Origin of the sequence: Olleya sp. UBA1516, from assembly GCF_002323495.1 — a bacterium.
GTDB lineage: Bacteria > Bacteroidota > Bacteroidia > Flavobacteriales > Flavobacteriaceae > Olleya.
The window spans coordinates 410,094-434,431 of sequence record NZ_DCQO01000009.1 but is presented as its reverse complement, the minus strand read 5'-3'; the positions used below and the strand labels follow the sequence as shown (position 1 = coordinate 434,431).

Annotated in this window: 20 protein-coding genes; 15 read left to right on the top strand and 5 right to left on the bottom strand. The window is 32.0% G+C overall.

Features of this window, described 5'->3' with window-relative positions; genetic code table 11:
* Positions 1-23: 23 nt before the first annotated feature.
* Positions 24-2,798: a putative LPS assembly protein LptD gene (locus tag B2989_RS06180; protein WP_292945705.1), complete on the bottom strand. Its 2,775-nt coding sequence runs from the start codon at positions 2,796-2,798 to the stop codon at positions 24-26.
* A gap of 87 nt (positions 2,799-2,885) precedes the next feature.
* On the opposite strand from B2989_RS06180, the gene B2989_RS06175 reads away from it, so the two are divergent.
* The 11 genes from B2989_RS06175 (at position 2,886) to bshA (ending at position 13,974) form a co-directional block, all read left to right on the top strand.
* Positions 2,886-3,998 carry an N-acetylmuramoyl-L-alanine amidase family protein gene (locus B2989_RS06175; protein WP_292945702.1) on the top strand — a complete coding sequence of 371 codons (1,113 nt, stop codon included), beginning with the start codon at positions 2,886-2,888 and terminating at the stop codon, positions 3,996-3,998.
* 54 nt (positions 3,999-4,052) lie between these two features.
* A complete protein-coding gene (locus tag B2989_RS06170; RefSeq protein WP_292945699.1) occupies positions 4,053-5,000 on the top strand; it encodes an MlaD family protein in 948 nt (315 codons plus the stop codon).
* Between the two features lie 29 nt (positions 5,001-5,029).
* Positions 5,030-6,343, top strand: a complete 1,314-nt coding sequence (locus B2989_RS06165; protein ID WP_292945696.1) for a (Fe-S)-binding protein — start codon at positions 5,030-5,032, stop codon at positions 6,341-6,343.
* Between the two features lie 107 nt (positions 6,344-6,450).
* Positions 6,451-6,642, top strand: a complete 192-nt coding sequence (locus tag B2989_RS06160; protein ID WP_292945693.1) for a hypothetical protein — start codon at positions 6,451-6,453, stop codon at positions 6,640-6,642.
* A complete protein-coding gene (locus tag B2989_RS06155) occupies positions 6,643-6,960 on the top strand; it encodes a hypothetical protein (protein WP_292945691.1) in 318 nt (105 codons plus the stop codon).
* Between the two features lie 8 nt (positions 6,961-6,968).
* Positions 6,969-7,760, top strand: coding sequence for a (Fe-S)-binding protein (locus B2989_RS06150; protein ID WP_292945688.1), 792 nt, complete (start codon positions 6,969-6,971; stop codon positions 7,758-7,760).
* Positions 7,760-7,951 (top strand): hypothetical protein, encoded by a 192-nt coding sequence (locus B2989_RS06145; protein ID WP_292945685.1) that lies wholly within the window; start codon positions 7,760-7,762, stop codon positions 7,949-7,951. The genes B2989_RS06150 and B2989_RS06145 overlap by 1 nt, the downstream gene beginning before the upstream one ends.
* 31 nt (positions 7,952-7,982) lie before the next feature.
* A complete protein-coding gene (serB, locus tag B2989_RS06140; protein WP_145001627.1) occupies positions 7,983-9,206 on the top strand; it encodes a phosphoserine phosphatase SerB in 1,224 nt (407 codons plus the stop codon).
* An 11-nt stretch (positions 9,207-9,217) separates the two neighbouring features.
* On the top strand, positions 9,218-9,703 hold the full coding sequence (locus B2989_RS06135; protein WP_292945681.1) for an ABC transporter ATPase: 486 nt from the start codon (positions 9,218-9,220) through the stop codon (positions 9,701-9,703).
* 204 nt (positions 9,704-9,907) lie between these two features.
* On the top strand, positions 9,908-12,781 hold the full coding sequence (locus B2989_RS06130) for a glycoside hydrolase family 3 N-terminal domain-containing protein (RefSeq protein ID WP_292945678.1): 2,874 nt from the start codon (positions 9,908-9,910) through the stop codon (positions 12,779-12,781).
* Positions 12,782-12,834: 53 nt separating this feature from the next.
* The gene (gene bshA, locus B2989_RS06125; protein WP_292945675.1) at positions 12,835-13,974 is read left to right on the top strand and encodes an N-acetyl-alpha-D-glucosaminyl L-malate synthase BshA; all 1,140 of its coding nucleotides are present in this window, start codon (positions 12,835-12,837) and stop codon (positions 13,972-13,974) included.
* Positions 13,975-14,030: 56 nt separating this feature from the next.
* On the opposite strand, the gene B2989_RS06120 is transcribed toward bshA, so the two are convergent.
* Positions 14,031-14,507: a hypothetical protein gene (locus B2989_RS06120; protein ID WP_145001632.1), complete on the bottom strand. Its 477-nt coding sequence runs from the start codon at positions 14,505-14,507 to the stop codon at positions 14,031-14,033.
* A gap of 182 nt (positions 14,508-14,689) precedes the next feature.
* Positions 14,690-16,309: an OmpA family protein gene (locus B2989_RS06115; RefSeq protein WP_292945668.1), complete on the bottom strand. Its 1,620-nt coding sequence runs from the start codon at positions 16,307-16,309 to the stop codon at positions 14,690-14,692.
* A gap of 160 nt (positions 16,310-16,469) precedes the next feature.
* On the opposite strand from B2989_RS06115, the gene B2989_RS06110 reads away from it, so the two are divergent.
* Positions 16,470-19,358, top strand: a complete 2,889-nt coding sequence (locus B2989_RS06110) for an FAD-binding and (Fe-S)-binding domain-containing protein (protein ID WP_292945665.1) — start codon at positions 16,470-16,472, stop codon at positions 19,356-19,358.
* Here B2989_RS06110 and B2989_RS06105 read toward each other — a convergent pair whose 3' ends face one another.
* Both B2989_RS06105 and B2989_RS06100 read right to left on the bottom strand, forming a co-directional pair.
* The gene (locus B2989_RS06105) at positions 19,359-20,198 is read right to left on the bottom strand and encodes a hypothetical protein (protein ID WP_292945662.1); all 840 of its coding nucleotides are present in this window, start codon (positions 20,196-20,198) and stop codon (positions 19,359-19,361) included.
* 56 nt (positions 20,199-20,254) lie between these two features.
* The gene (locus tag B2989_RS06100) at positions 20,255-21,100 is read right to left on the bottom strand and encodes a UDP-2,3-diacylglucosamine diphosphatase (protein ID WP_145001636.1); all 846 of its coding nucleotides are present in this window, start codon (positions 21,098-21,100) and stop codon (positions 20,255-20,257) included.
* A gap of 182 nt (positions 21,101-21,282) precedes the next feature.
* Between B2989_RS06100 and aroC the strand changes: the two genes are divergently transcribed.
* From aroC to B2989_RS06085, 3 genes are read left to right on the top strand one after another with little or no spacing between them, the layout of a single operon-like run.
* Entirely contained in the window at positions 21,283-22,344 is a 1,062-nt protein-coding gene (aroC, locus tag B2989_RS06095; RefSeq protein WP_292945655.1) for a chorismate synthase, read from the top strand.
* Positions 22,345-22,382: 38 nt separating this feature from the next.
* Positions 22,383-22,961 carry a hypothetical protein gene (locus tag B2989_RS06090; RefSeq protein WP_292945652.1) on the top strand — a complete coding sequence of 193 codons (579 nt, stop codon included), beginning with the start codon at positions 22,383-22,385 and terminating at the stop codon, positions 22,959-22,961.
* Positions 22,962-22,998: 37 nt separating this feature from the next.
* A complete protein-coding gene (locus tag B2989_RS06085) occupies positions 22,999-24,321 on the top strand; it encodes a dicarboxylate/amino acid:cation symporter (protein ID WP_292945649.1) in 1,323 nt (440 codons plus the stop codon).
* The last annotated feature ends 17 nt before the right edge of the window (positions 24,322-24,338 follow it).

Sequence of the window (24,338 nt, the reverse complement as noted above, 5' to 3'; positions counted from 1 at the left end):
TGATGTATTAGCTTAAAGTTAGTTTATAAACCTTCATCAGGTTTACGACGTTGCTCGTATTTTAAATCTTGTAATATACTAGACTTGATTCCTATAAAGAAATTCCAACGGTTATAAGTACCAAAAGGAACCCAAGTAAAATTCATTCGCCAGCTTAAAAGATCTCTTTGAAAACGTAATTGTGTTAAACCAAATCCTTTGTTTTTAAAATCATAACTTGATGATCCTCCAATAGACCAACGTGGTGCAATATCTAAATCTCCAGAGAACATTAACGAGTGTGAAGAAATTTCGTTTTGTCGTGCATTATTGGAGTAGTTTATGGCATAGGCTAATCTAAAATTCCAAGGAATTCCATAGTTGTAAAGTTCACTTGGTTCTTCCTCTTTATCTTCATCTTTATCATCATCTAAAAATCTAGAGTCCGCAAAATCCTGAGAGACACCAAATAAATCATCATCACGACCTCCACTTAATAAGCGTTCGTTTCTTGAATTTTCATTTTCATCTCTAGAAGCACTTAATCCTTTACTATCAAAAGAATAACCCATGGTTAGGTTAGCACTTGTCATTCTAAATAAACTTCCGTTATTGTCAATGTTATACGTATTGATTCTAACATTATTATTATCTAAGGCGTAAGGATCTAAAGTGGCACCAAAGTTTATATTCATTTTATTATTAAACAGTTGTGTACCTCCTGTAACTCTAATCGGACTCCAGTTTAAAGAGTCACCAGCAACGTTGTAAGAAGTTGAAAAGTTTAAGTTGTTAAGTAGTATTATCTTTTTAGGTTCGACTACTGTGGAGTCCTTATCGCGCACCTTAGCTTCAAAGTTATTTGAAACTCCAATTCCAATAGAACTAGAGTAGTTGTTGTTAGGTGTTCCAAAAAGATTATTTTCAAAACGTGTATATTCTGATTGTGTAGTACCATCAGCATCTATAACTTCTACTGTATCGTAATAATTATCAAATGCCGGATTAATGTTATAACTAATAGATGGTCTTATTACGTGTCTAATTGCTTGTAGCTTTTTACCTTGTTTTTTCTTATCAAAGTTAAACATACCATAAATTGTTGTTCCTAAACTCGTAGAAAAATTATAAGTTCTAAAGCTGTCAAAGCCATTAATATCTTCTGTTACAATTTCTTCTTCATCTGCATCATAATATTTGTTTACAGTGTTTAATGTCCAAACTTCGTTAAAGTTTGCACTTGCACTCATACTAAAATATTTAAATACTTTAAAGTTGGTTGATAGTGGAATCGAGTGTTGTGCACCTATTTTAGCATCATCAAACATTTCACTTTTAAAGAAAAATTCGTCTGTAGTGGTAATTCTATTTTCTGCTCTTAAATTGTACTGGACGTTTATATTTTGCAGCATCCCCTTTTTTGTACCTTCTTTAGGTGCAAACGGGAAAATACGACCAATACTACCTTGAAAAGTTGGTAAGGTCATGTTAATAGCTCCTGTTTGAGTGTTTTGAGAATGCGATGCAGTCAAGTTTATGTTAACCTGAGGCTCACCCAGAAATGTTTTGGAATAAGCAATAGAAGACGCTAACGTATTATTTTGTGTACTAGGTAAGTTGATTTGGTTGATAGATTGTTGGTAGTAATTTTGACTACCTAAGTTAACGTTAGCCGAGAATCTAGCATTTGGATTAGCTTTTGCATCTTGTTGATGTGACCAACGTAAGTTATAAATAGTTGTTTTTGCATAATCCGGAAAACCACGTTCACTGGTAATTAAGTTTTCATATCTAAAGGCTAGATTACCTCTAAATTTATAACGTCTTGCGTATTTGTTTTCTACTCTTAAACCATAGCTACCATTGGTATAATAATCACCTAATAAGGCTAAATCAAAATAATCACTAATAGCAAAATAATATCCACCATTTTGTAAAAAGTACCCACGATTACCATCCTCTCCAAAACTAGGAAAAATAACACCTGACGTTTGCTTTTTGGTTAAAGGAAAAAAGGCAAAAGGTAATCCTATAGGTGTTGGTACATCATATATAAATAAGTTAGTTAGTCCAGTAATAACTTTACTACCAGGCACTAATTTACCTGTTCTAATTAAAAAATAGTATTCTGGATCTTCTAAATCTTCAGCAGTTGTAAATTTTGCATTTTTTAAATAATAAACCGAGTCATTTACTTTTTTAGTAGTTTCTGTTATTAATGTACCACCATTTTGTTCGGTAACAGAATTATATATTAACCCTTGTTTAGTAACTGTATTAAATACAATAGAATCTGGTTCTATTACATTTTCGCCTTGTTTAAATACAGGTCGCTGTTTGTAAAGTTTAGTAGAATCGTCAATAATACCTTTGGCATAAATTAAATCTTTATTAAAATCTAAAATAATATGACCAGCAGTAACTTCCATATCTTCATAAAGCACTTCAGCTTCATTATAAAGATGCATTTTGGATTCCTTTTTCTTATAAGACATGTAATCCGTAGCTTTATAGGAAACAGTACTAGATAATAAAGGTTTGACTTTTATGGTATCTACAGTAGTGCTATCGCTAGCTTTTTCTGACAGTAAAGGAATATCTTTGTCAGTTTTTGTAGTGTCAATTATTGTATTGACTTGTAATTCGGTTGTTTTTACTGCAGGTAAATCAACGCCCTTTTTAGGGATTTCTCCTTGCGCAAAGCCTAGAGTGTTAATAAACACTGTAAAACTCAAAGTAAAAAGTATGTTAAGACTATGTGTACGCAACGCTTTTAAATGTATTTTTGTAAAAGTATGGCTTGGTATTTGAATTGACAAAACTACATATATTTTTTTGTGAATGTTTTAATATTCGTTAAAATTTATAAATCATACTAAACGCAAAATAAATTGGTTATAACATCTATGCAAACGAACATTTTTAAACTTATAGTATCCTTTATAATAGTATTAACATTTAATAGCTTTCAAACTAGCCATGCACAAGGTAGTAATGGTAAGTTTATTGTAGTATTGGACGCTGGACATGGAGGAAAAGACCCAGGAAAACATGCTAAGACAGGTTTGAAAGAAAAAGATATTGCCTTAAATATTGTATTAAGTGTTGGAAAAATATTAGAAAAAAATTCTGATATAAAAGTGGTGTATACCAGAAAAACGGATGTTTTTGTAGATTTATTTAAAAGAGGAAAGATAGCTAATGATGCCAATGCAGACCTTTTTGTATCCATACACTGTAATGCTCATAATACACAAGCTTCAGGATCCGAAACTTATGTTTTAGGAATACATCGTAATAAAACTAATTTTGAAGTTGCTAAAGCAGAAAACGAAGTAGTTTATTTAGAAGAAAATTATAAAGAAAACTATAATGGTTTTGATCCAAACTCACCAGAATCTTTTATTGGGTTATCATTAATGCAAGAAGAATATTTAGATCAAAGTATAAAATTAGCCTCTTTAATTCAAAATGCTTTCACTAATAAATTGAAAAGAAAAAACAGAGGTGTAAAGCAAGCTGGATTTATAGTTTTACATCAAACGGTTATGCCAAGTGTATTGGTAGAGACTGGTTTTATTACTAATACAGCGGAAGGTGCTTATTTAAACTCGGCTAAAGGACAAAAAGATTTATCTAAATCTATATCTGATGCAATTTTGGATTATAAAACCGAAATTGATAAAAATGTAGGTAGTATTGTAATGGAAGCACCTATTGTGGACACTATTTCGACAGAGGAAAAAACAATTAAAAACACTGTTTTTAAAATTCAAATAGCAGCTAGCTCAAAATCTTTAGAGCCTAAAGCCTATAATTTTAAAGGATTACAAGATATTTCTAGAGAAAAATCAGGTGGTCTTTATAAATATTATTACGGTTATACTTCAGACTATAATAAGATTCAAAAACTACAAATAGAAGCTAAAAATAAAGGTTATAAGGACGCTTATATTGTTGCTTTTAAAGATGGTAAACAAATCAAACTTTCAGAAGCATTAAAAACCGAGTCTAATTAGACCCATTCTTTTATAATTATTTTCTAATTTTGTTACCAATCTAAATTTCATATCTTGAAACTATCACTAGAAGTTAAAACAGCCATATTAGTTATTCTTGGAATAATATTTTTCATTTTTGGATTTAGTTATCTAAAAGGGAATAATATATTTGATTCTAACAATACGTATTATACAGAGTTTGATTATAACTCATTAGCAGTATCTGCTCCAGTAACCATAAAAGGGAATACGGTAGGTAAGGTTAAAGAAATCAAATATGATTTTGAATCTGGTAAAACAAGAGTCGCTTTCTCGGTAGATAAGCAATTACAGTTTTCTAAAAACAGTAAAATTAGCATGTATCAAACAGGTTTAATGGGTGGTAATGCCTTAGCAATAAAACCTGCAGAAGACAATCAAATGGCTAAAGATGGCGATTTAATCCAGTCAGACGTAGAGGAAGGTTTAGTAACTAGCCTTACCAGTGACTTCTCTCAATTAAGTACTAACCTTGACGGAACATTAAAAACGGTAGATACTTTAATGGGTAATCTTAATGGTTTAATTGCAGACAAATCTGAAAATGGATTACAAAATACGTTAGCCGAATTAAATGCTACCTTAAAATCTTATAAAGGATTAGCGTATTCGATTAACTCTGTAGTTAAAAAAAATGACGAAAACATAACTACAATGGTGGATAACTTTAATCAAACTAGTGGCAATCTAAACCAGATGAGCCAAAAGTTAAACCAAGTAGATATAGCAAAAACGGTTGAAGATTTGCAAGCAACCTTAGCTAGTGTAAATACCATGATGGCAAACGTTAAAAACGGAGAAGGATCATTGGGTAAACTACTTAAAGACGATGGTTTGTATACAAACCTAGAAGGCGCAGCATTACAAATGGAGCAACTTTTAGAGGACATGAAACTAAACCCTAAACGTTACGTACACTTTTCATTATTTGGTAAAAAGCCAAAACAATACGATGCAGAAGGAAACGAGCTTAAAGATTAATACAAAATAAAACTAACTAAACTAACCCTATGGAATACATACCTAACATAATTTTTGCAATAATACTTTTTGCAGGTATTGGCTACTTTGCAAACAATGTAAAAAAATTAGTCAGAAACATAAAACTAGGTAAAGACGTTGACGTATCAGACAATAAACCACAACGTTGGAAAAACATGGCATACATTGCTTTAGGACAAAGCAAAATGGTTAAACGTCCTATTTCTGGATTTTTACATGTTATTGTTTACGTAGGATTTGTAATAATAAACATCGAAGTTTTAGAAATTATAATCGATGGTTTATTTGGTACACACAGGATTGGTCATAGCTTACTTCCAGAAGCACTTTACGGTTTTTTAATAGGAAGTTTTGAGATATTGGCAGTACTAGTATTAGTAGCAGTTATCATTTTTTGGACGCGACGTAACGTTATTAAACTAAAACGTTTCATGAAGTCAGAGATGAAGGGTTGGCCTAAATCTGATGGTAATATTATATTGTATTTTGAAGTCGTATTAATGTGTCTATTTTTAGTAATGAATGCAACAGACACAGTCTTTCAAGACTATAATTCAGGTAACGTAATCAGTCAATTTATAGCACCATTATTTAGTGGATTATCAGAAGCAGCATTGCATACCATAGAGCGTGCAGCATGGTGGATTCACATAGTAGGTATTTTAGTATTTTTAAACTACCTATATTTTTCTAAACATTTACATATCCTTTTGGCTTTTCCAAATACATATTACGGTAAGCTTACACCAAAAGGACAATTTAAAAACAATGCAACCGTAACTAAAGAGGTTAAGTTAATGATGGATCCAAACGTAGATCCATTTGCAGCACCTGCAGAAGGTACAGAAGCAGCAATGCCAGAAAAATTTGGAGCAAGTGACGTACAAGATTTATCATGGGTAAACCTTTTAAATGCCTACACGTGTACAGAATGTGGACGTTGTACAAGTGAGTGTCCAGCAAACTTAACAGGTAAAAAGCTATCACCACGTAAAATAATGATGGATACCAGAGACCGTCTGGAAGAAGTAGGTAAAAATATAGATGCCAATAAAGGGACGTTTGTAGACGACGGTAAACAATTATTAGGCGACTATATTACAACCGAAGAGCTTTGGGCTTGTACAAGTTGTAACGCCTGTGTAGAGGCTTGTCCAGTTAGTATTGATCCATTAAACATTATCATGGAAATGCGTCAATACTTAGTAATGGAGCAAAGTGCTGCACCAACCGAGTTAAATAACATGATGACCAATATAGAAAACAATGGTGCACCTTGGCCTTACAACCAAATGGACCGTTTAAATTGGAAAGACGAGTAGTATAATTTGGGCGTTACCACAAGGGTCGCGCTATCCATTATATCTTTTTTTGCCATATATGGCAGCAAAAAAAGGATGTCATTACTATCGCTAACGCAAACCACAACATGAGTTTTATATTAAAAATACCATCAAAAACAAGACTAATAGTAGGCATTATAGCTACAACTTTAGGCGTTTTATCATTCTTAATTTTAGATAAATATAAGGTAGGTTTTTTAGGTGGATTAATATCAGGAATGCTTTTAGGGATGGGTGTTGGTTTAATAGTAACATATAAAAAAACACAACGTATATAATTGAAGTATAAAGTTTTAATATTACTAATCAGTAGTTTTAGTTTAACACAACTAAACGCACAAGATTATAAAAAAGATTCACTTCAATTTAAAATTATAACACAAATAAAATACAAGTCTGGAGCAGTACAAGACATAAAACTTAAAAAAGTATTATGCGACTATTGTACAGACAAACAAACAAAACAATTAGGGTTACAAGCACTAAAGTTAGCAAGCTTAGAGCAAAACGATCCAAAAAATAAAAAGGAAAACGGAATTAAGATTTTATCCATTTACATAAGATTAGCTAAAACCGATTTTTCAGCAATTAAATAAAACAGATTATGAGCGAACAACTTATAGTGCCAACTATGGCAGAAATGATGAGCCAAGGTAAAACTCCAGATATTTTATTCTGGGTTGGATCAGCAGGAAGTTATGACGACAGAGCTAAAAAAATCACCAAAGCTTTTGTAAAAATATTAAACAAAGCAAAAGTAAATTTTGCAGTTTTAGGCACAGAAGAGAGCTCAACTGGTGATATAGCAAAACGTGCAGGAAACGAGTTTTTGTTTCAAATGCAAGCCATGATGAATATTGAGTTGCTTAACTCATATAACGTAAAACGTATTGTAACCTGCGATCCGCATTCATTTAATTGTTTAAAAAACGAATATCCTGAATTAGGAGGTAATTACGAGGTGTTACACCACACACAATTTATCAAACAATTAATAGACAATAAAGTTATTCAAATAGAGAATAGCAACTTTAATGGTAAACGTATCACGTTTCATGATCCATGTTATTTAGGTCGTGCAAATTCAGAATATTTAGCACCAAGAGACGTGTTATCTGTATTAAATGCAAATTTAATCGAGATGAAACGTAGCAAATCTACAGCATTATGTTGTGGTGCAGGAGGTGCGCAGATGTTTAAAGAACCAGAAAAAGGAGATAAAGATATTAATGAGTTAAGAACAGAAGATGCTTTAGAGACTAATCCAGATATAATCGCAACGGGTTGTCCTTATTGCATGACCATGATGTCTGATGGTGTAAAAGTTAAAGAAAAAGAAAACACAATTAAGGTTATGGATATTGCCGAGCTAATTGCTAATGCACAGGACCTATAATGGATATCAAAAAATTTATACTTACAGGTTTAATCTCAGGATTGGTGTTTGCCCTATTAATGGCTGGATGGGATTATTATAAAGAGGTGCCTTTTTCGGTTTTAAAATTTATAATCCATTTTGTGTTATTCGCTTTATTTAATGGCTACATGTCTTACAGAACAGAAAAAAAGAAATTAAATAAAAAGTAGCATTTAGTCGCTTTTTAATAGCAGTTTAATAATGACCAACGAGATATTTCTTCTAAACATATCAGGACCAGATAAACCAGGATTAACTTCTAGTTTAACTAACGTTTTATCGCAATATGGTGCCAAAATTTTAGATATTGGTCAGGCTAATATACACGATACGTTGTCATTGGGTTTTATGTTTGAGATAGAATCTGGTAACAACTCCGCAGCAGTATTAAAAGATCTATTATTTAAAGCTTATGAGTTAGGTGTTAAAGCTAAATTTACACCAATATCTTTAGAGGATTACGAAAAATGGGTAGGACTACAAGGTAAAGATAGATACATCATTACCATTTTAGGAGAAAAACTAACAGCAGAACAAATATCTGAGGTGACTAAAGTTATTTCAGAAAAAAACCTAAATATAGATGCTATCAAGCGTTTAACTGGACGTACTTCATTAATTAAAGAAGAAGAATATCCAAGAGCATCCATACAACTATCCATTAGAGGTAAAATTGAAAACAAAGCGGAGTTTACAGAAAAATTTATGCAAATTTCTCATGATTTAGATGTAGATATAGCGTTTCAAGAAGATAATATTTATAGACGTAACAGACGTTTGGTGTGTTTTGATATGGACTCAACATTAATACAAACCGAAGTTATTGATGAGCTTGCCGAGCTAGCAGGAGTAGGAGCAGAAGTAAAGGCAATTACAGAGTCTGCTATGCAAGGCGAAATTGATTTCAACGAAAGTTTTAAACAACGCATGCAATTATTAAAAGGGTTAAGTGAAGACGTTTTACATGACGTAGCAATCAACTTACCAATTACTAAAGGTGCAAGACGTTTAATAGATACTTTAAAAAAATACGGTTTTAAAACAGCAATTTTGTCTGGTGGTTTTACTTACTTTGGACACTATTTGCAAAAAGAATTAGGTATTGATTATGTATACGCTAATCAATTAGAAATAAAAGATGGTTTACTTACTGGTGGCTATCTTGGAGAGATTGTAGATGGTAATAAAAAAGCCGAATATTTACAAGATATAGCAAATAAAGAAGGCATAGATATTAGTCAAACCATTGCAGTTGGAGATGGAGCTAATGACTTACCTATGCTAAATTTAGCAGGATTAGGTATTGCATTTCATGCCAAACCAAAAGTGAAAAATAATGCACAAAGTGCTATTTCTAGTATAGGATTAGATGGTGTATTATATTTATTAGGATACCACGACAGACATATAGATTTAATAGAATAACGATAAAAAACATGTTAGTAGATTTTAACACATTACCAGAAACATCAAGAGTATGGATTTATCAATCTAATCGCTCATTTTCGGATACCGAATTAGAAGAGATAAAATCTAAGCTAGATATTTTTATCGAAAGTTGGACTGCTCATGGTAGCGACTTAAAAGCTGGCTATGATATTAGATATAAACGTTTTATAATTTTAGCTTTAGACCAAGAGGTAAATAAAGCAACAGGTTGTAGTATTGATGCTTCTGTCACGTTTATTCAGCAATTAGAAAAAGAATACAATGTAGACTTGTTAGACAAAATGAATGTGTCTTATAAACAAGGTGAATTTGTAGCACATAAGACTTTAACCGATTTTAGAAAAATGGCTAAACAAAAAGCGGTATCTAAAAACACAATTGTATTTAATAACTTAGTTACTAACATTGAAGAGTTAAACGAAAGTTGGGAAGTACCAGCAAGCGAAAGTTGGCACAACAGATTTTTAAATTAATAACTATTAAAAAAAGCTTACGTTATTTAGGATTAACGGTTTATAATTAGGTAATAAATCTATCTTAAAGTCCTTTAATAATAGGGATAAATATACTAATTTGGCATAGTTTTTAGTTGTACATTAAAGTGTAACTATAAAATTCAAATTCAGTATATGCAATATTTAAAATCCCTCGTCTTATTTTTATGTTTTACTTGTGTCATGGTTGCACAAGATACGCCTAACCCTTTATTAGATAAAAACCCTGTAGCCCAACAACAATGGGTTGACAGCTTATATAATAACATGTCTTTAGAAGAAAAAATTGGACAATTATATATGGTTCAGGTGTTTTCTAGTCAATCAGAACAAGAAAAAACTAATGTTGTAAATTTAATTAGAGACAACAAAATTGGAGGATTAATTTACTCAAAAGGAGGTCCTGTTAGACAAGCAAAACTTAATAATGAGTTGCAAGCTGCTGCTAAAATACCATTGTTAATTGGTATGGATGCAGAATGGGGTTTGAGCATGCGATTAGATTCTACTTATGCTTTTCCTTGGAATATGACGCTTGGTGCTGTTAAAAACAATCAGTTAATAGAGCAAACTGGACGTCAGTTAGGTGAGCATTGTAAGCGTATTGGTGTACACTTCAATTTTGCTCCTGTTGTAGATATTAACACTAATCCAAATAATCCGATTATTGGTAACAGATCTTTTGGAGAAGATAGAGATAACGTTACAGATAAGGCATTAGCCTTTATGAAAGGAATGCAGAGTACTGGTGTTTTAGCAAACGCAAAACATTTTCCTGGTCATGGAGATACGGAAGCAGACTCTCATAAAACACTACCAACAGTTAGTTTTGACGAAAAACGTATTGATTCGGTTGAGTTATATCCTTATAAAAAGCTAATAAAAGAAGGTTTGTCTAGTGTTATGGTGGCTCATCTTAATATACCAAGTCTAGAATCTAGAGATGGATACCCTTCAACGTTATCAGAAAATATAGTGACGTCTATTTTAAAAGAGCGTTTAGGTTTTAAAGGCTTAATTTTTACAGATGCATTAACCATGAAAGGAGCTTCTAATTTTAGTGCTCCTGGAGATATCGATTTGGCAGCTTTTAAAGCTGGTAATGACGTTATGCTTATGTCTGGAGATGTTCCTACTGCCATAAATAAATTTATTGAGGCTTATAATGCAAATGAAATTACAGAAGCGCGATTAGCACATTCTGTTAAAAAGATATTAATGGCTAAATACAAAGTAGGGTTAAATGACTACAAGCCAATTGGAACGTATAATTTAGTTTCTGATTTAAACAGAATTAAAGATGATGCGTTGTATGAAATGTTAATGGAAAATGCAATTACCATAGCAAGAGATACAACTAATCAGTTACCTTTTAGAAATCTTGAAACTAAAAAAATCGCTTATGTTAACTTAGGAGATGATTCTGGAAGTACGTTTTATCAAGAGTTAAAAAAATACACTAAAGTTCATGAAATTGCTGCAGATAATTTAGATGAGCTTATTACAAAGCTTCAATCTTATAATACCGTTATCGTTGGTTTTCATAAGTCAAATGACAGTCCATGGAAAGATTATAAATTTACAAATAAAGAGTTAGTTTGGTTGCAAGAAATAGCTAGAACTAATAATGTTGTTCTAGATATATTTGCTAAGCCATACGCCTTATTAGATTTAAGTACAGTAACAAATATAGAAAGTGTTATTGTGAGTTATCAAAATAGTAAAATAGCTCAAGAAAAATCGGCTCAATTAATATTTGGAGCTATTCCTGCAAAAGGAACTTTACCAGTTTCTGCAGGTGAGTTTTTTAATGTTGGTGATGGTAAGCAAGCCAATTCTTTAGAGCGTTTGGGGTATTCAATACCAGAGCGAGTTGGCATGTCTAGCTATGCACTTAAAAAAATTGACTCGATTGCCAACTATGCTGTCAATGGTAAAATGACACCAGGAATACAATTAGTTATTGCTAGAAAAGGTAAAGTGATTTATAATAAAACCTTTGGTAAACATACTTATGAAGGTTCGACTAAAGTAGAATCTGATGATATTTATGACATCGCGTCTTTAACTAAAATTGTAGCTACATTACCTTTATTAATGGAGTTAGAAGAGCAAGGTATTGTGTCTTTAGATACTAAACTTTCAGAGATTATACCGTCTTATAAAAATTCAAATAAAAAAAATGTGACTTTAAAAAAGATGTTGTCACATTATGCCCAATTAAAACCATGGATTCCTTTTTATTACAAAACTTTAGATCCAGAAACCAGTAAACCTTCGGCTAAATATTATAGAAAAACTAGAAGTAAGGGATTTACAGTAAAAATTGCTCCAGAGCTTTACATGAGAGATGACTATAAAGATTCCATTAATACTATTATTAAAGATACAGAGCTATTATCACGATTAAAATATCGCTATAGTGATTTGCCTTATTATATTTTAAAGCAATATATAGAATCTCATTATAGTAAACGTTTAGATGAGTTAACTGCGGATCATTTTTATAAATCATTAGGTGCTAATAATACAATGTACAATCCTTATGATAAAATTAGTGACACTAAAATTGTACCTTCAGAGAATGATGATTATTACCGTTACCAAACTGTACAAGGTTACGTACACGATATGGGAGCAGCAATGCAAGATGGTGTTGGTGGTCATGCAGGCGTATTTAGTAATGCTAATGATATTGCTAAGATTATGCAGTTGTACTTACAAAAAGGATTTTATGGTGGTAAACGTTACTTTAAAAATGAAACCTTAGATAAATTTAATACCTGTTATTATTGCGAAAGTAACAACAGACGAGGTATCGGATTTGATAAGCCACAATTAGGAGATGCTGGACCAACTTGCGGTTGTGTAAGTATGACTAGTTTTGGTCATTCAGGATTTACAGGGACTTATGCTTGGGCAGATCCGGAACAAGAAATTGTGTATGTATTTATGGCTAATAGGACTTATCCGACGTCTAAAGGACCAAATACATTATTAAGAGAAGATATTAGAACCAATATTCAGGCAGCAATTTACGAAGCTATTATAGATTAAATTGTAAAGTTATTTGAATTATATAGACCAAGTTATAAAACTATAAAGATTACATGAAAATAGGAATTGTTTGTTATCCAACATTTGGAGGAAGTGGAGTAGTAGCAACAGAGTTAGGATTGGAGTTGTCAAAACGTGGTCACGAGATTCACTTTATTACATATAATCAACCTGTTAGACTTGAGTTATTAGGTAATAATGTTCATTTTCATGAAGTTAATGTGCCTGAATATCCTTTGTTTCACTATCAACCTTATGAGTTAGCATTATCTAGTAAATTGGTAGATATGGTTAAGCTTCATCAAATAGAAGTTTTACATGTACATTATGCAATACCACATGCATACGCAGCTTACATGGCTCAAAAAATGTTAAGAGAAGATGATATTTATTTACCTATCGTAACCACGTTACATGGAACAGATATTACATTAGTAGGTAGTCATCCGTTTTATAAACCAGCTGTTACATTTAGTATTAATAAATCAGATGCTGTAACTGCAGTATCGCAGAGTTTAAAAGATGATACATTGCGTTTATTTGATATTAAAAATGAAATAAACGTAGTCACTAATTTTATAGATATTAATAAGTTTAGTCATAATTTTACGGACTGTCAACGTGGAATGATGGCTAACGATAATGAAAAAATTATTACACATATTAGTAATATGCGAGAAGTAAAGCGTATTCCTGATGTGATTAATATTTTTAATAATATTCAAAAAGAAATTCCTGCTAAATTAATGATGGTAGGTGAAGGTCCAGAAAAAGAACCTGCTGAGCGTTTATGCGAAAAATTAGGTATAAGCGATAAGGTTGTCTTTTTTGGAAATAGTAATGAAATTGATAGGATACTTTGCTTCTCCGATTTGTTTTTACTACCAAGTAAAACCGAAAGTTTTGGATTATCAGCTTTAGAAGCGATGGCTTCAGGAGTACCTGTAATATCTAGTAATACAGGAGGTATTCCAGAAGTAAATAAAGAAGGTTTTTCCGGCTATTTAAGTAATGTTGGTGATGTAGAAAGTATGAGTAAAAACGCTATAAAAATACTTAAGGACGATTCAGTTTTAAAACAGTTTAAAGCAAATGCTAAGGAGCAGGCTAAAACTTTTGATATTCATCAGATTGTACCACAATATGAAGCTATCTATCAAAAAACACTAAACAAGTGTAAGGTTTTAAAATAATAGTATTAAAAAAACCACCTTAATAGGTGGTTTTTTTATATAAATAAAGTGTTGATTTAAAATCTATAACGGATTCCTAATGCGATATCAAAATCTAAATCATCTCTGTAATCTCCAAAGCCTAATTCTGGTCTAAAGTCTAAAGATAATTGTAATGGGATATCAAAATTATATTCAATTCCAATATCTCCAGCAGCAAAAACAAACGTTTCATCATCAATAGCGCTATTGTCAAAACTATACGATCCAACACCACCACCAACTCCAGCGTACCAATTAAAGTCACCATCTAATACCCAAACCCATTGGTATAAACCAGCAAGTTTAAAACCATCATAAGCACTACCAGAACGCCATCCTAAATCTACTTCTAATCGGTTATTATCTCCTAAAGCACGTTGATAAGAGACTTCAGCTCCAAAACCATCACTATCACCTAAACGTAAACCAATAGCATTATCAGAAATATCCTGAGCATAAGTAATTGTTGCAAATCCAAAAATTGCAAAAGCAAATAAAAAGTATTTTTTCATGTTAATTAATTTATTAGTTAATGTATGTACGTTTAAAATCCAATTAAGGATTATAACGCTCTAATATATTATCAAGTTAACTTATTTTTTTGTTAAAAATATAAAATTTATCAACAAAAAAAAGACTGATAAACAGGTGTTTATCAGTCTTTAGTAAACTAAAACTAACTAACTATAATTCTCTATTTTACAACAGAAACATCAATTCTTCTATTTTTAGCACGACCTTCTGCAGTTGTATTGTCAGCTATAGGATCAATAGATCCCATACCTTGTGTATTTATACGTGCCGAAGCGACTCCCATTTCAACTAATGTGTTTTTAACAGATAATGCTCTACTAGCAGATAAACTTTTGTTTCCTTCTGCAGATCCAGTATTGTCTGTGTGGCCTCTAAATAAGATATTTACTTTAGGGTAAGCTTTCATAATTGCTGCTACATTTTCAATTTGATTCATAGAATTAGCATCTAAAGATGAAGATCCTGTATTAAAATATAATCTATCAAAAGCGTAGTATTTACCAGGTTCCATTTTTCCGTCTTTGATATAGCTTAAAAAGTTATCCTCAAATCCGCCTTCAGGTATATTTAATTTTGTTCCATTAGGTAAATCAGAGCTAAAAAAGTTTCCAATAGCTTCACCAAAAGCATTGACTACATTTCCAGAAGCATCAACTATTCCTCCAGCAACATTACCAATTGTGTTTCCAGCTGCATCAACAGCATTACCTGCTGCGTCTACTGTTTTACTAATAGCGTTACCAGCAGCATCAACAGTGTTATCAATCGCGTTACCAGCAGCATCTACAACGTTTCCTGCAGCATCAGTTACTCCATTGGCAGTATTTTTAATTGCTCCTGTAGTTTCATTAGCTGCATCTTTTACATTATCCATTATAGATTTTTCACTATCACATCCTTTTATTAAAAAGAAAGCGAGTAACAATCCGATAATACCGATTGCCCAAGGTAAAATCTTTTTTAGTAAAGATCCTCCGGACTTTACAGCATTATTAGCTGTGTTAGCAGCAGCTCCTGAAACTTTGCTTGCTCCACTAAAAGCAGCTTTACCTGCATTACCAGCTAATCCTGCAGCTCCTCCTACAACTTTACCTGCACCACCAATAACGGATTTTCCCGCATTACCAGCTATTCCTGCAGCACCACCAATAATTTTACCAGCACCATCAACAGCAGCTTTTCCAGTGTTGCCAGCAAACCCTAAAGCACCACTAGCCAAGCTTCCTAATTTATCAGAAATTCCTGAAAATGAACTTAGACCTAATAATGAAGCTAATCCAGCAGGAGCAAACTTATCAAGAAAACTACCTTGATTTGATAGTAAACCTACAAAGCTTCCTAAATCCATCCCTGAAGCTTTTTGCTTTCCTAAGACTCCTCCTAAAACAGAACCTGCAACATTTAAAATAGATGAAGACGAATCTTTACCCATTCCAGATACAGAGCTTACCAAGTCTATAACTCCTGAAGCTTTTTCTCCTAATATATTTTTGACAAAATCTAATCCTTTGTTTAAAAACCCTTCCGATTGTGCACCACCAACTCCAATTGTACTTGCTAAGTTGTCAACAGTACTTCCGTCTCCTAACATGCTAAAAATAGATTTAGCACCTTCAGGCGAAGAGGTTTTGTCCATTATTCCTCCCAACAAAGCAGGCGCTGCAGCCATAAGTCCTTTTTGGATGGTATCCTTTTGTTCTCCTCCTAAAATTGAAGAAACGTTACCAAGTACATCATCAGATAATTGATCTTTAAATAGATTTAATAGATTTGTTGCCATTTATTTATTGTTTTAAGTTAATAATTACTAATACAAAGATATTTTTCTAATAAGCTTTAGTATTTTTGTTAGATAACTTAATAACGGTTATCGATAAAGTGTAATATTAATACGCTAAAACACCGTTTTTTTTAACTTAATTTTAGTTTTATTTAGCTTTATGGATTTAAATAGTCTAAAAAACAGCTTGTTAGGTGATTTGTTTTATGATGATTTAACCAAATCTATTTATGCAACAGACGCTTCGGTTTACAGAATGCTACCTATAGCTGTAGCTTACCCCAAAAATAGTGACGATTTAAAATTGCTTATACAGTTTGCTACACAAAATAAAGCAGCATTAATACCTAGGACTGCAGGTACATCTTTAGCAGGGCAATGTGTTGGAGAAGGCATAATAGTAGATGTATCCAAATATTTTAATGCTATTGTTTCTTTTGACAAAAAAAACAAAACGGTAACTGTGCAACCAGGAGTGGTTCGCGACCAGTTAAATAATTATCTAAAACCTTTTGGATTGTTTTTTGGTCCAAATACATCAACCTCAAATCGTTGTATGATTGGTGGAATGGTTGGTAATAATTCATCAGGAACGACATCAATAAAATATGGAGTTACCAGAGATAAAGTGCTAGAGTTACAAACGGTGTTAAGTGATGGTAGCTTAGTTACTTTTAAAGGGCTTACTTCAACTAATATCAAAGAAAAATTAAAACTTGATACTTTAGAAGGGCAAATATATAGACAACTACAAAGTAATTTATTTAATGATAACGCTAAAGCGGAAATAATAAAGCACTTTCCAAAACCAGAAATCCATAGACGTAATACAGGTTATGCAATTGATGAATTAGTCAAAGATGAAACGTTTAACATTTGTAAATTACTTGCAGGAAGCGAAGGTACCTTAGCTTTTACTACGCAAATAACATTACAATTAGATGATTTACCTCTTGCAAATAGGATTATGGTTGCTTTGCATTTTAATTCTATTAAAGAGTGTTTAAATGCTGTACAGCCAGTAATGGAGCATGACTTATATACTTGCGAAATGATGGATAAAACCATTTTAGACTTAACCAAGTATAATAAAACGCAACAAGACAATCGGTTTTTTATTCAAGGTGATCCTGAAGCAATTCTTATGTGTGAGGTTAGAGGAGTAACATTAGAGCAAGCAAAACAACAAGCTAATGACTTAATTAATATATCTAAATCAAATACAGCAAGTTATGCTTACCCTATATTAATAGAAGACCAAATTGATAAGGCTAATAATCTAAGAAGTGCAGGTTTGGGCTTAATGGGTAATATGATTGGAGATAAAAAAGCAGTAGCTTGTATAGAGGATACTGCTGTTGCATTACCTGATTTAGCTAATTATATAGCAGATTTCACACAATTAATGGCTAATTATAACCAAAAAGCTGTGTATTATGCTCATGCAGGAGCAGGAGAATTGCATTTGCGTCCAATTTTAGATTTAAAACAATCCGATGACGTTAAGCTTTTTAGGCAAATTACAACAGATGTAGCGCATTTAGTTAAAAAGTATAATGGATCCTTTAGTGGAGAGCATGGTGATGGTATTGTTAGAGGTGAGTTTGTTGAGCTTATGATTGGTAGTAATAACTATGAATTATTAAGACAAATAAAATCAAGTTTTGATCCTAACAATATTTTTAATCCAGGAAAGATTGTGGATGCTTATCCTATGGATAAAAACTTGAGATACCAACCAGATAAAGTGGTGCCTAAAATTACAACTCTTCTGGATTTTTCTAAGTCGGAAGGTATTTTAAGAGAAGCAGAAAAATGTAATGGTTCTGGTGATTGCAGAAAACTACCTGAGTTTGGTGGTACTATGTGTCCAAGTTACAGAGCAACTAAAAACGAAAAAGATACAACAAGAGCAAGAGCAAATGCACTACGTGAATATTTAACAAATTCTGATAAAAAAAATAAGTTTAATCACACAGAATTAAAGTCTGTTTTTGATTTATGTTTAAGTTGTAAAGCATGTGCAAGTGAGTGTCCAAGTAGTGTAGATGTTGCTAGTTTAAAAGCAGAGTTTTTGTATCAATATCAAAAGGAAAATGGCGTTTCAATTAGGACTAAATTATTTGCATTTAATAATCAATTAAATCAATTTGGTAGACCAGTAAAAGGCATCACTAATTTTATGTTTTCTAATAAGATTACTGCATCATTAATTAAAAAAAGTCTAGGAATTGCTAAACAAAGAAGTTTGCCTTTGTTGTCAAGTAATACTTTAGATAGAGTATATCAAACATCTAAAAATAAGTCTTTTATACTTAAAAAAATAAAAACAGTTTACTTGTTTAATGACGAGTTTACTAATCAATTAGATGCTAACATAGGTGAAGATGCTATCCAACTATTATATGCTTTAAACTATGATGTTAAACTAATTAATAACGCGGAATCAGGACGTGCTTTTATATCTAAAGGCTTATTAGATCAGGCTGAAAAAGTAGCCGAAAAAAACGTTAGTTTATTCAAAAATATAATCACTAAAAATTCACCTTTAATAGGTATTGAACCTTCCGCTATTTTAACTTTTAAAGATGAATACCCAAGGTTGGTATCTGATAAAATTTCTGCGGAAGCGATTGCTAAAAACACATTTTTAATTGAAGCCTTTTTATCTAACGAAATTGCTATAGGAAACATTACTTCAGATCAATTTACATCCGAAGCAGAAGTGATTAAATTTCATGGTCATTGCCATCAAAAGGCACAATCAAACCAAATCCATAGTTTTAATGTTTTAAATCTTCCAAAAAATTATAAAGTAACTATAATACCTAGTGGTTGCTGTGGTATGGCTGGTAGTTTTGGTTACGAAAAAGAGCATTATGAGATAAGTATGCAAGTAGGTGAGCAAACATTGTTTCCTGCTGTAAGAAAAGCACCTGAAACTACAATAATTAGCGCTAATGGTACAAGTTGTAGGCATCAAATAAAAGATGGTACACAACGCATTGCATACCATCCAGTTACTATATTAAAAAAGGCTTTGCTATAATTATTCTGATACGTTATAATCCGATATAATTTGTGTATTAGTAATAGAAAGTGAGGTTTGTAAAGCGCCTAAATCTGCACCTAATTGATTTAATAATGTGGCAGTTTCAGAATTTAGCTGATAATTAGTATTAGCTTCTGCTTTAATTAAACCTACATTTTCAGCATAAAAACTATTAACAGATAGGACTTGTTGTGTGTCTAGTATTGAAATGGTTTGAGCTACTATAATGGTTACTTCAGTGGTCACAGATAACTCTAAACTAATATTAGAAGACGTCACTGTATTATAGGTTACACCATTTACATCTAGGCTATTTAAGTTTTGTAATTGTGTACTTTTTAAAGTGTAATTTATGGTAACAGGATACCCTTCTAAATCTTGTGTAAAGGACCCAGTTTGTATAGATAATTGCGTTCCGTTATTTGCTTGTGTATTGTATAATAATGCATTGTCAAGTTCAATTTGAAAATCAAAACCATCAATAGGTAAAGCTACCGTACCGTTAGCAGCTAAAGTCGTTTGGGTTCTAGATAATTCGCCACTAGTCAATATACCGCTCATGGTTCCATTAGCGATTCCACCTTGGTTAACAGATAATGTGTAACCGTTTGAGGATTGGCTTTCAACCATTAATTCATCTTCACTTGGTGTATCTAAGCCAGTATTATTGTCGGTATTTACAACATTATAATCCCAAGAATTTAATGTGTTTAAAGGAAAAAAAACGCCTTCAAATTGTTGTTGTGACGTCGCAGGACTATCATCGGTAGAGTCGCTAGAGCAGCCAACTAAAATAATACTTAAAATTATTAAAGATGTAAATTTAGAAAAAGTCATAGGTATGTAATTTTTAACAAATTAACACAAACTATAACAAACTCCAAAATTAACGCTTACTTAGATGTTTTAAAAGGCTTCATAATGGTTATAGCTGCAATCAATTCTTGCTCTGACATCTCTTTAATGTCTTCATCAGCAAAAAAAGCAGATAATTTATCCTCACTATATCTATATAATTTCCAACGTTTAAATTGATACTCCAAAGCTGTAAAATTTTCTACCCAATCTCCAGAGTTTAAATAGTTTGTGGTGCCTTTTTTAGTTTCAACTATTTCATTTTTTGGTTGGTGAATATGACCACAAATAACGTAATCATAACCATTTTCTATGGCTAAGTCTGTCGCTGTTTTTTCAAAATTACTAATAAAGCGTACAGCACCTTTGACACTACTTTTTATTTTTTTAGATAACGAATAGCGTTCTTTACCTAAAGTTACCAATATCCAATTAAAGACTTTATTAATTAATATTAAAAGGTCATAACCGTAAGCGCCTAATTTAGCTAACCATTTGGCACTTTGTATGGACGCATCAAAAACATCACCATGAAAAAACCATGCTTTTTTACCGTCTAATTCTAGTACCAATTTGTTAACAATGGATATATTTCCAATCTCTGAGTCTGTAAATTTTCTCAGCATTTCATCATGATTACCAGTTATATAAGTCACTTTGGTACCTTTTGCAGCTAAAGACACTATCTTTTTTATAACTTGCATGTGTGATTTAGGAAAATAACGTTTGCTAAACTGCCAGATATCTATAATATCACCATTTAGTATTAAATGTTTAGGATCAACGCTACTTAAGTAAGTCAACAATTGTTTAGCATGACAACCATAAGTACCTAAATGGACATCTGATATGACTACAACTTCAACTTTTCTTTTTAATTTCAATACGGTTTAGTTTCTTGATTACTAATGCAAATATCAAATTGTAGTGTTAATCTAACATTATTGCATAATTATCTAATTATAAGCTAATTGTTAAGATATCATTACCAATTTTTATAAGTTGAAATTATATTGGTTTTGTTTGACTATTATTTATGATTACATTAGCGTAAATTAATTTATTTATGGCAGGTAATAGTTTCGGAAACTTATTTAAACTCACCACTTTTGGAGAATCTCATGGTGTAGCTATTGGAGGAATTATTGATGGATGTCCTCCAGGAATAGAAATAGATTTGGAGGCTATCCAAACGGAAATGAATAGACGTAAACCAGGTCAGTCTGCTATTGTAACTCAGCGTAAAGAGCCAGATGAAGTTAAATTTTTGTCAGGAATATTTGAAGGCGTTACAACAGGTACGCCAATTGGATTTATTATCGAAAACTCTAATCAAAAATCTCATGACTATTCGCACATCAAAGATAGTTATAGACCAAGTCACGCAGATTATGTCTACGAAAAAAAATATGGTTTAAGAGATTATAGAGGAGGAGGTCGTAGTTCTGCCAGAGAAACTGCTAGTCGTGTCGTTGCAGGCGCAATTGCTAAGCAAGTTTTAAAAAATGTAAAAATTAATGCTTTTACGTCTTCAGTTGGAGACATATTTATAGACAAACCGTATCAAGATTTAGATTTTACTAAAATTGAAAGCAATGCTGTGCGTTGTCCGGATTCAGCTATAGCTGAAAAAATGATTACACGTATTAAACAAATCCGTAAAGAAGGTGATACCATTGGAGGGACAGTAACTTGTGTGCTTCAAAATGTACCAATTGGTTTAGGCGAACCTGTTTTTGATAAACTGCATGCCGAATTAGGTAAAGCAATGTTATCCATTAATGCTGTTAAAGGTTTTGAATTTGGTAGCGGATTTTGTGGTGCTAAAATGAAAGGTAGCGAGCATAACGACTTATTTAATATTGACGGAAGCACAAAAACTAACCTATCAGGAGGTATACAAGGTGGTATTAGTAACGGAATGGATATTTATTTTAGAGTTGCATTTAAACCTGTGGCTACTTTAATACAAAAATATGAAACCATTAATAGAGATGGTGAAATAGTAGAAATGCAAGGAAAAGGAAGACATGATCCTTGTGTGGTACCAAGAGCTGTACCTATTGTAGAAGCTATGGCAGCTTTAGTATTAGCTGATTATTTATTGATCAATAAGACATATTCTTAAATAAAATATAGTCTAATAACTTAGTTTATAATATTTAAATGGACCCTCAAATTTATTATACTGCTTTAAATACCTTTGATCCTGAAAGCAAAACGGGATTTAGTTGGGTCGATTTTATAGCTTATTCTGATTTGACACATCTAACAGAATTAGTATCTTTAGATGGTAACTTAAATAGGTTGTCTTTTATGCCTGATTTAGATACGGTAAAGGATTGGGATCATATTATTACAGATCAAGGCATGGTCATGTTTTATTTTAATGATTTAAACTATGTGCTTGAAAAAGTAAAAGCGTTGCAATATTTTAATTTGTTAGCAATAGTCAAACAACCTAATAGTGAAAAAGCTAACTTAACAGCATATTTTGATTTTGTAGGCTATGACTTAATTGACGTTACAGGAGATACTAGTGCTTTATCAAATGCAGGAGGTTTTGATGCTACATTTTTACCTACAGATTTAAATGATTATGGTTTAATAACGGACTATGATAAAGCAAAAACAATACAAACGCAATTACCATTAGACAATCCAAATCAAGAACATACAACGTGTCATCTTTACGAAGTTTGGAGACATAAAACAATAGGAAGAAAAACTAATTTAATAACTTAAAAAAAGTACTTTTTAAAAGGAACAACTACCAAAAGATATGAAAAAACTTGCATTACACTGGAAAATTATAATAGGAATGGTATTAGGTATCATTTTTGGATTTTTAATGAATAGCGTTGATGGAGGTAGAGGTTTTGTTGGAGATTGGATAGCACCTTTTGGAACTATTTTTATTAATTTATTAAAATTGATTGCTGTTCCGTTAATATTAGCGTCACTAATAAAAGGAATTTCTGACCTAAAAGATATCTCTAAAATTAAATCTATGGGCTTACGTACCATAGGTATTTATATTGGGACAACAGTTATAGCTATAGTTATTGGTTTAAGTATTGTTAATATTATTAAACCAGGCGAAGGAATGCCTCAAGATACAATCGAGAACATCAAAACAGCATACCAAGGTAATGCAGATGTTATGATAGGTAAAGCCAAAGTGACTAAAGAAGCTGGTCCATTACAACCATTAGTAGATATTTTTCCTAGTAATATATTTAATTCGTTTGCAGAGCCAGCGATGTTACAAGTTATATTCTTTGCTTTATTTGTGGGTATATGCTTACTATTAATTCCGGAGAAAAAAGCCAAACCATTAATTGATTTCTTTGATTCTTTAAATGAAGTGGTTATGAAAATGGTGGATTTAATTATGTTGTTTGCTCCTTATGCAGTATTTGCATTAATGGCAAATGTAATTATCGCATTTGATGATACCACCATATTAGTTAAATTGTTAGGTTATGCAGCATGCGTAGTATTTGGTTTATTTTTAATGATTTGCTTCTACCTAATGCTAGTCAAAGTGGTTACTAAAAAATCACCTTTATGGTTTTTAAAACAATTTAGTCCAGCACAATTATTGGCATTTTCTACATCAAGTAGTGCTGCAACATTACCAGTAACTATGGAGCGTGTAGAAGAACATTTAGGAGTAGATAAAGAGGTAGCAGGATTTGTTTTACCAGTAGGAGCAACGGTTAATATGGATGGTACAAGTTTATACCAAGGTATTGCTGCTGTATTTATTATGCAAGTTATTTGGCCTGAAGGACTAACTTTTACAAATCAATTAGTTATTGTAGGTACTGCTTTATTAGCTTCTATTGGTAGTGCTGCAGTACCAAGTGCTGGTATGGTTATGTTAGTTATTGTATTAGAAGCTATAGGATTTCCTGCAGAATTACTACCTATTGGGTTAGCCTTAATTTTTGCGGTTGACAGACCATTAGATATGTGTAGAACGGTAGTTAATGTAACAGGAGATGCGACTGTATCTATGTTAGTAGCTAAGTCTTTAGGTAAATTACATGATAATCCTAAGGCTAAAGAATGGGATGATAATTATGAAAATGTAAAATAAACTACTAATTTTAATAC

Bases quoted from the DNA above. Each gene is read 5' to 3' on its own strand.
- B2989_RS06175 (WP_292945702.1), top strand. From the start codon at position 2,886: ATGCAAACGAACATTTTTAAACTTATAGTATCCTTTATAATAGTATTA.
- B2989_RS06165 (WP_292945696.1), top strand. From the start codon at position 5,030: ATGGAATACATACCTAACATAATTTTTGCAATAATACTTTTTGCAGGT.
- B2989_RS06160 (WP_292945693.1), top strand. From the start codon at position 6,451: ATGAGTTTTATATTAAAAATACCATCAAAAACAAGACTAATAGTAGGC.
- B2989_RS06150 (WP_292945688.1), top strand. From the start codon at position 6,969: ATGAGCGAACAACTTATAGTGCCAACTATGGCAGAAATGATGAGCCAA.
- B2989_RS06145 (WP_292945685.1), top strand. From the start codon at position 7,760: ATGGATATCAAAAAATTTATACTTACAGGTTTAATCTCAGGATTGGTG.
- serB (WP_145001627.1), top strand. From the start codon at position 7,983: ATGACCAACGAGATATTTCTTCTAAACATATCAGGACCAGATAAACCA.
- B2989_RS06135 (WP_292945681.1), top strand. From the start codon at position 9,218: ATGTTAGTAGATTTTAACACATTACCAGAAACATCAAGAGTATGGATT.
- B2989_RS06130 (WP_292945678.1), top strand. From the start codon at position 9,908: ATGGTTGCACAAGATACGCCTAACCCTTTATTAGATAAAAACCCTGTA.
- bshA (WP_292945675.1), top strand. From the start codon at position 12,835: ATGAAAATAGGAATTGTTTGTTATCCAACATTTGGAGGAAGTGGAGTA.
- B2989_RS06120 (WP_145001632.1), bottom strand. From the start codon at position 14,507: ATGAAAAAATACTTTTTATTTGCTTTTGCAATTTTTGGATTTGCAACA.
- B2989_RS06115 (WP_292945668.1), bottom strand. From the start codon at position 16,309: ATGGCAACAAATCTATTAAATCTATTTAAAGATCAATTATCTGATGAT.
- B2989_RS06110 (WP_292945665.1), top strand. From the start codon at position 16,470: ATGGATTTAAATAGTCTAAAAAACAGCTTGTTAGGTGATTTGTTTTAT.
- B2989_RS06105 (WP_292945662.1), bottom strand. From the start codon at position 20,198: ATGACTTTTTCTAAATTTACATCTTTAATAATTTTAAGTATTATTTTA.
- aroC (WP_292945655.1), top strand. From the start codon at position 21,283: ATGGCAGGTAATAGTTTCGGAAACTTATTTAAACTCACCACTTTTGGA.
- B2989_RS06090 (WP_292945652.1), top strand. From the start codon at position 22,383: ATGGACCCTCAAATTTATTATACTGCTTTAAATACCTTTGATCCTGAA.
- B2989_RS06085 (WP_292945649.1), top strand. From the start codon at position 22,999: ATGAAAAAACTTGCATTACACTGGAAAATTATAATAGGAATGGTATTA.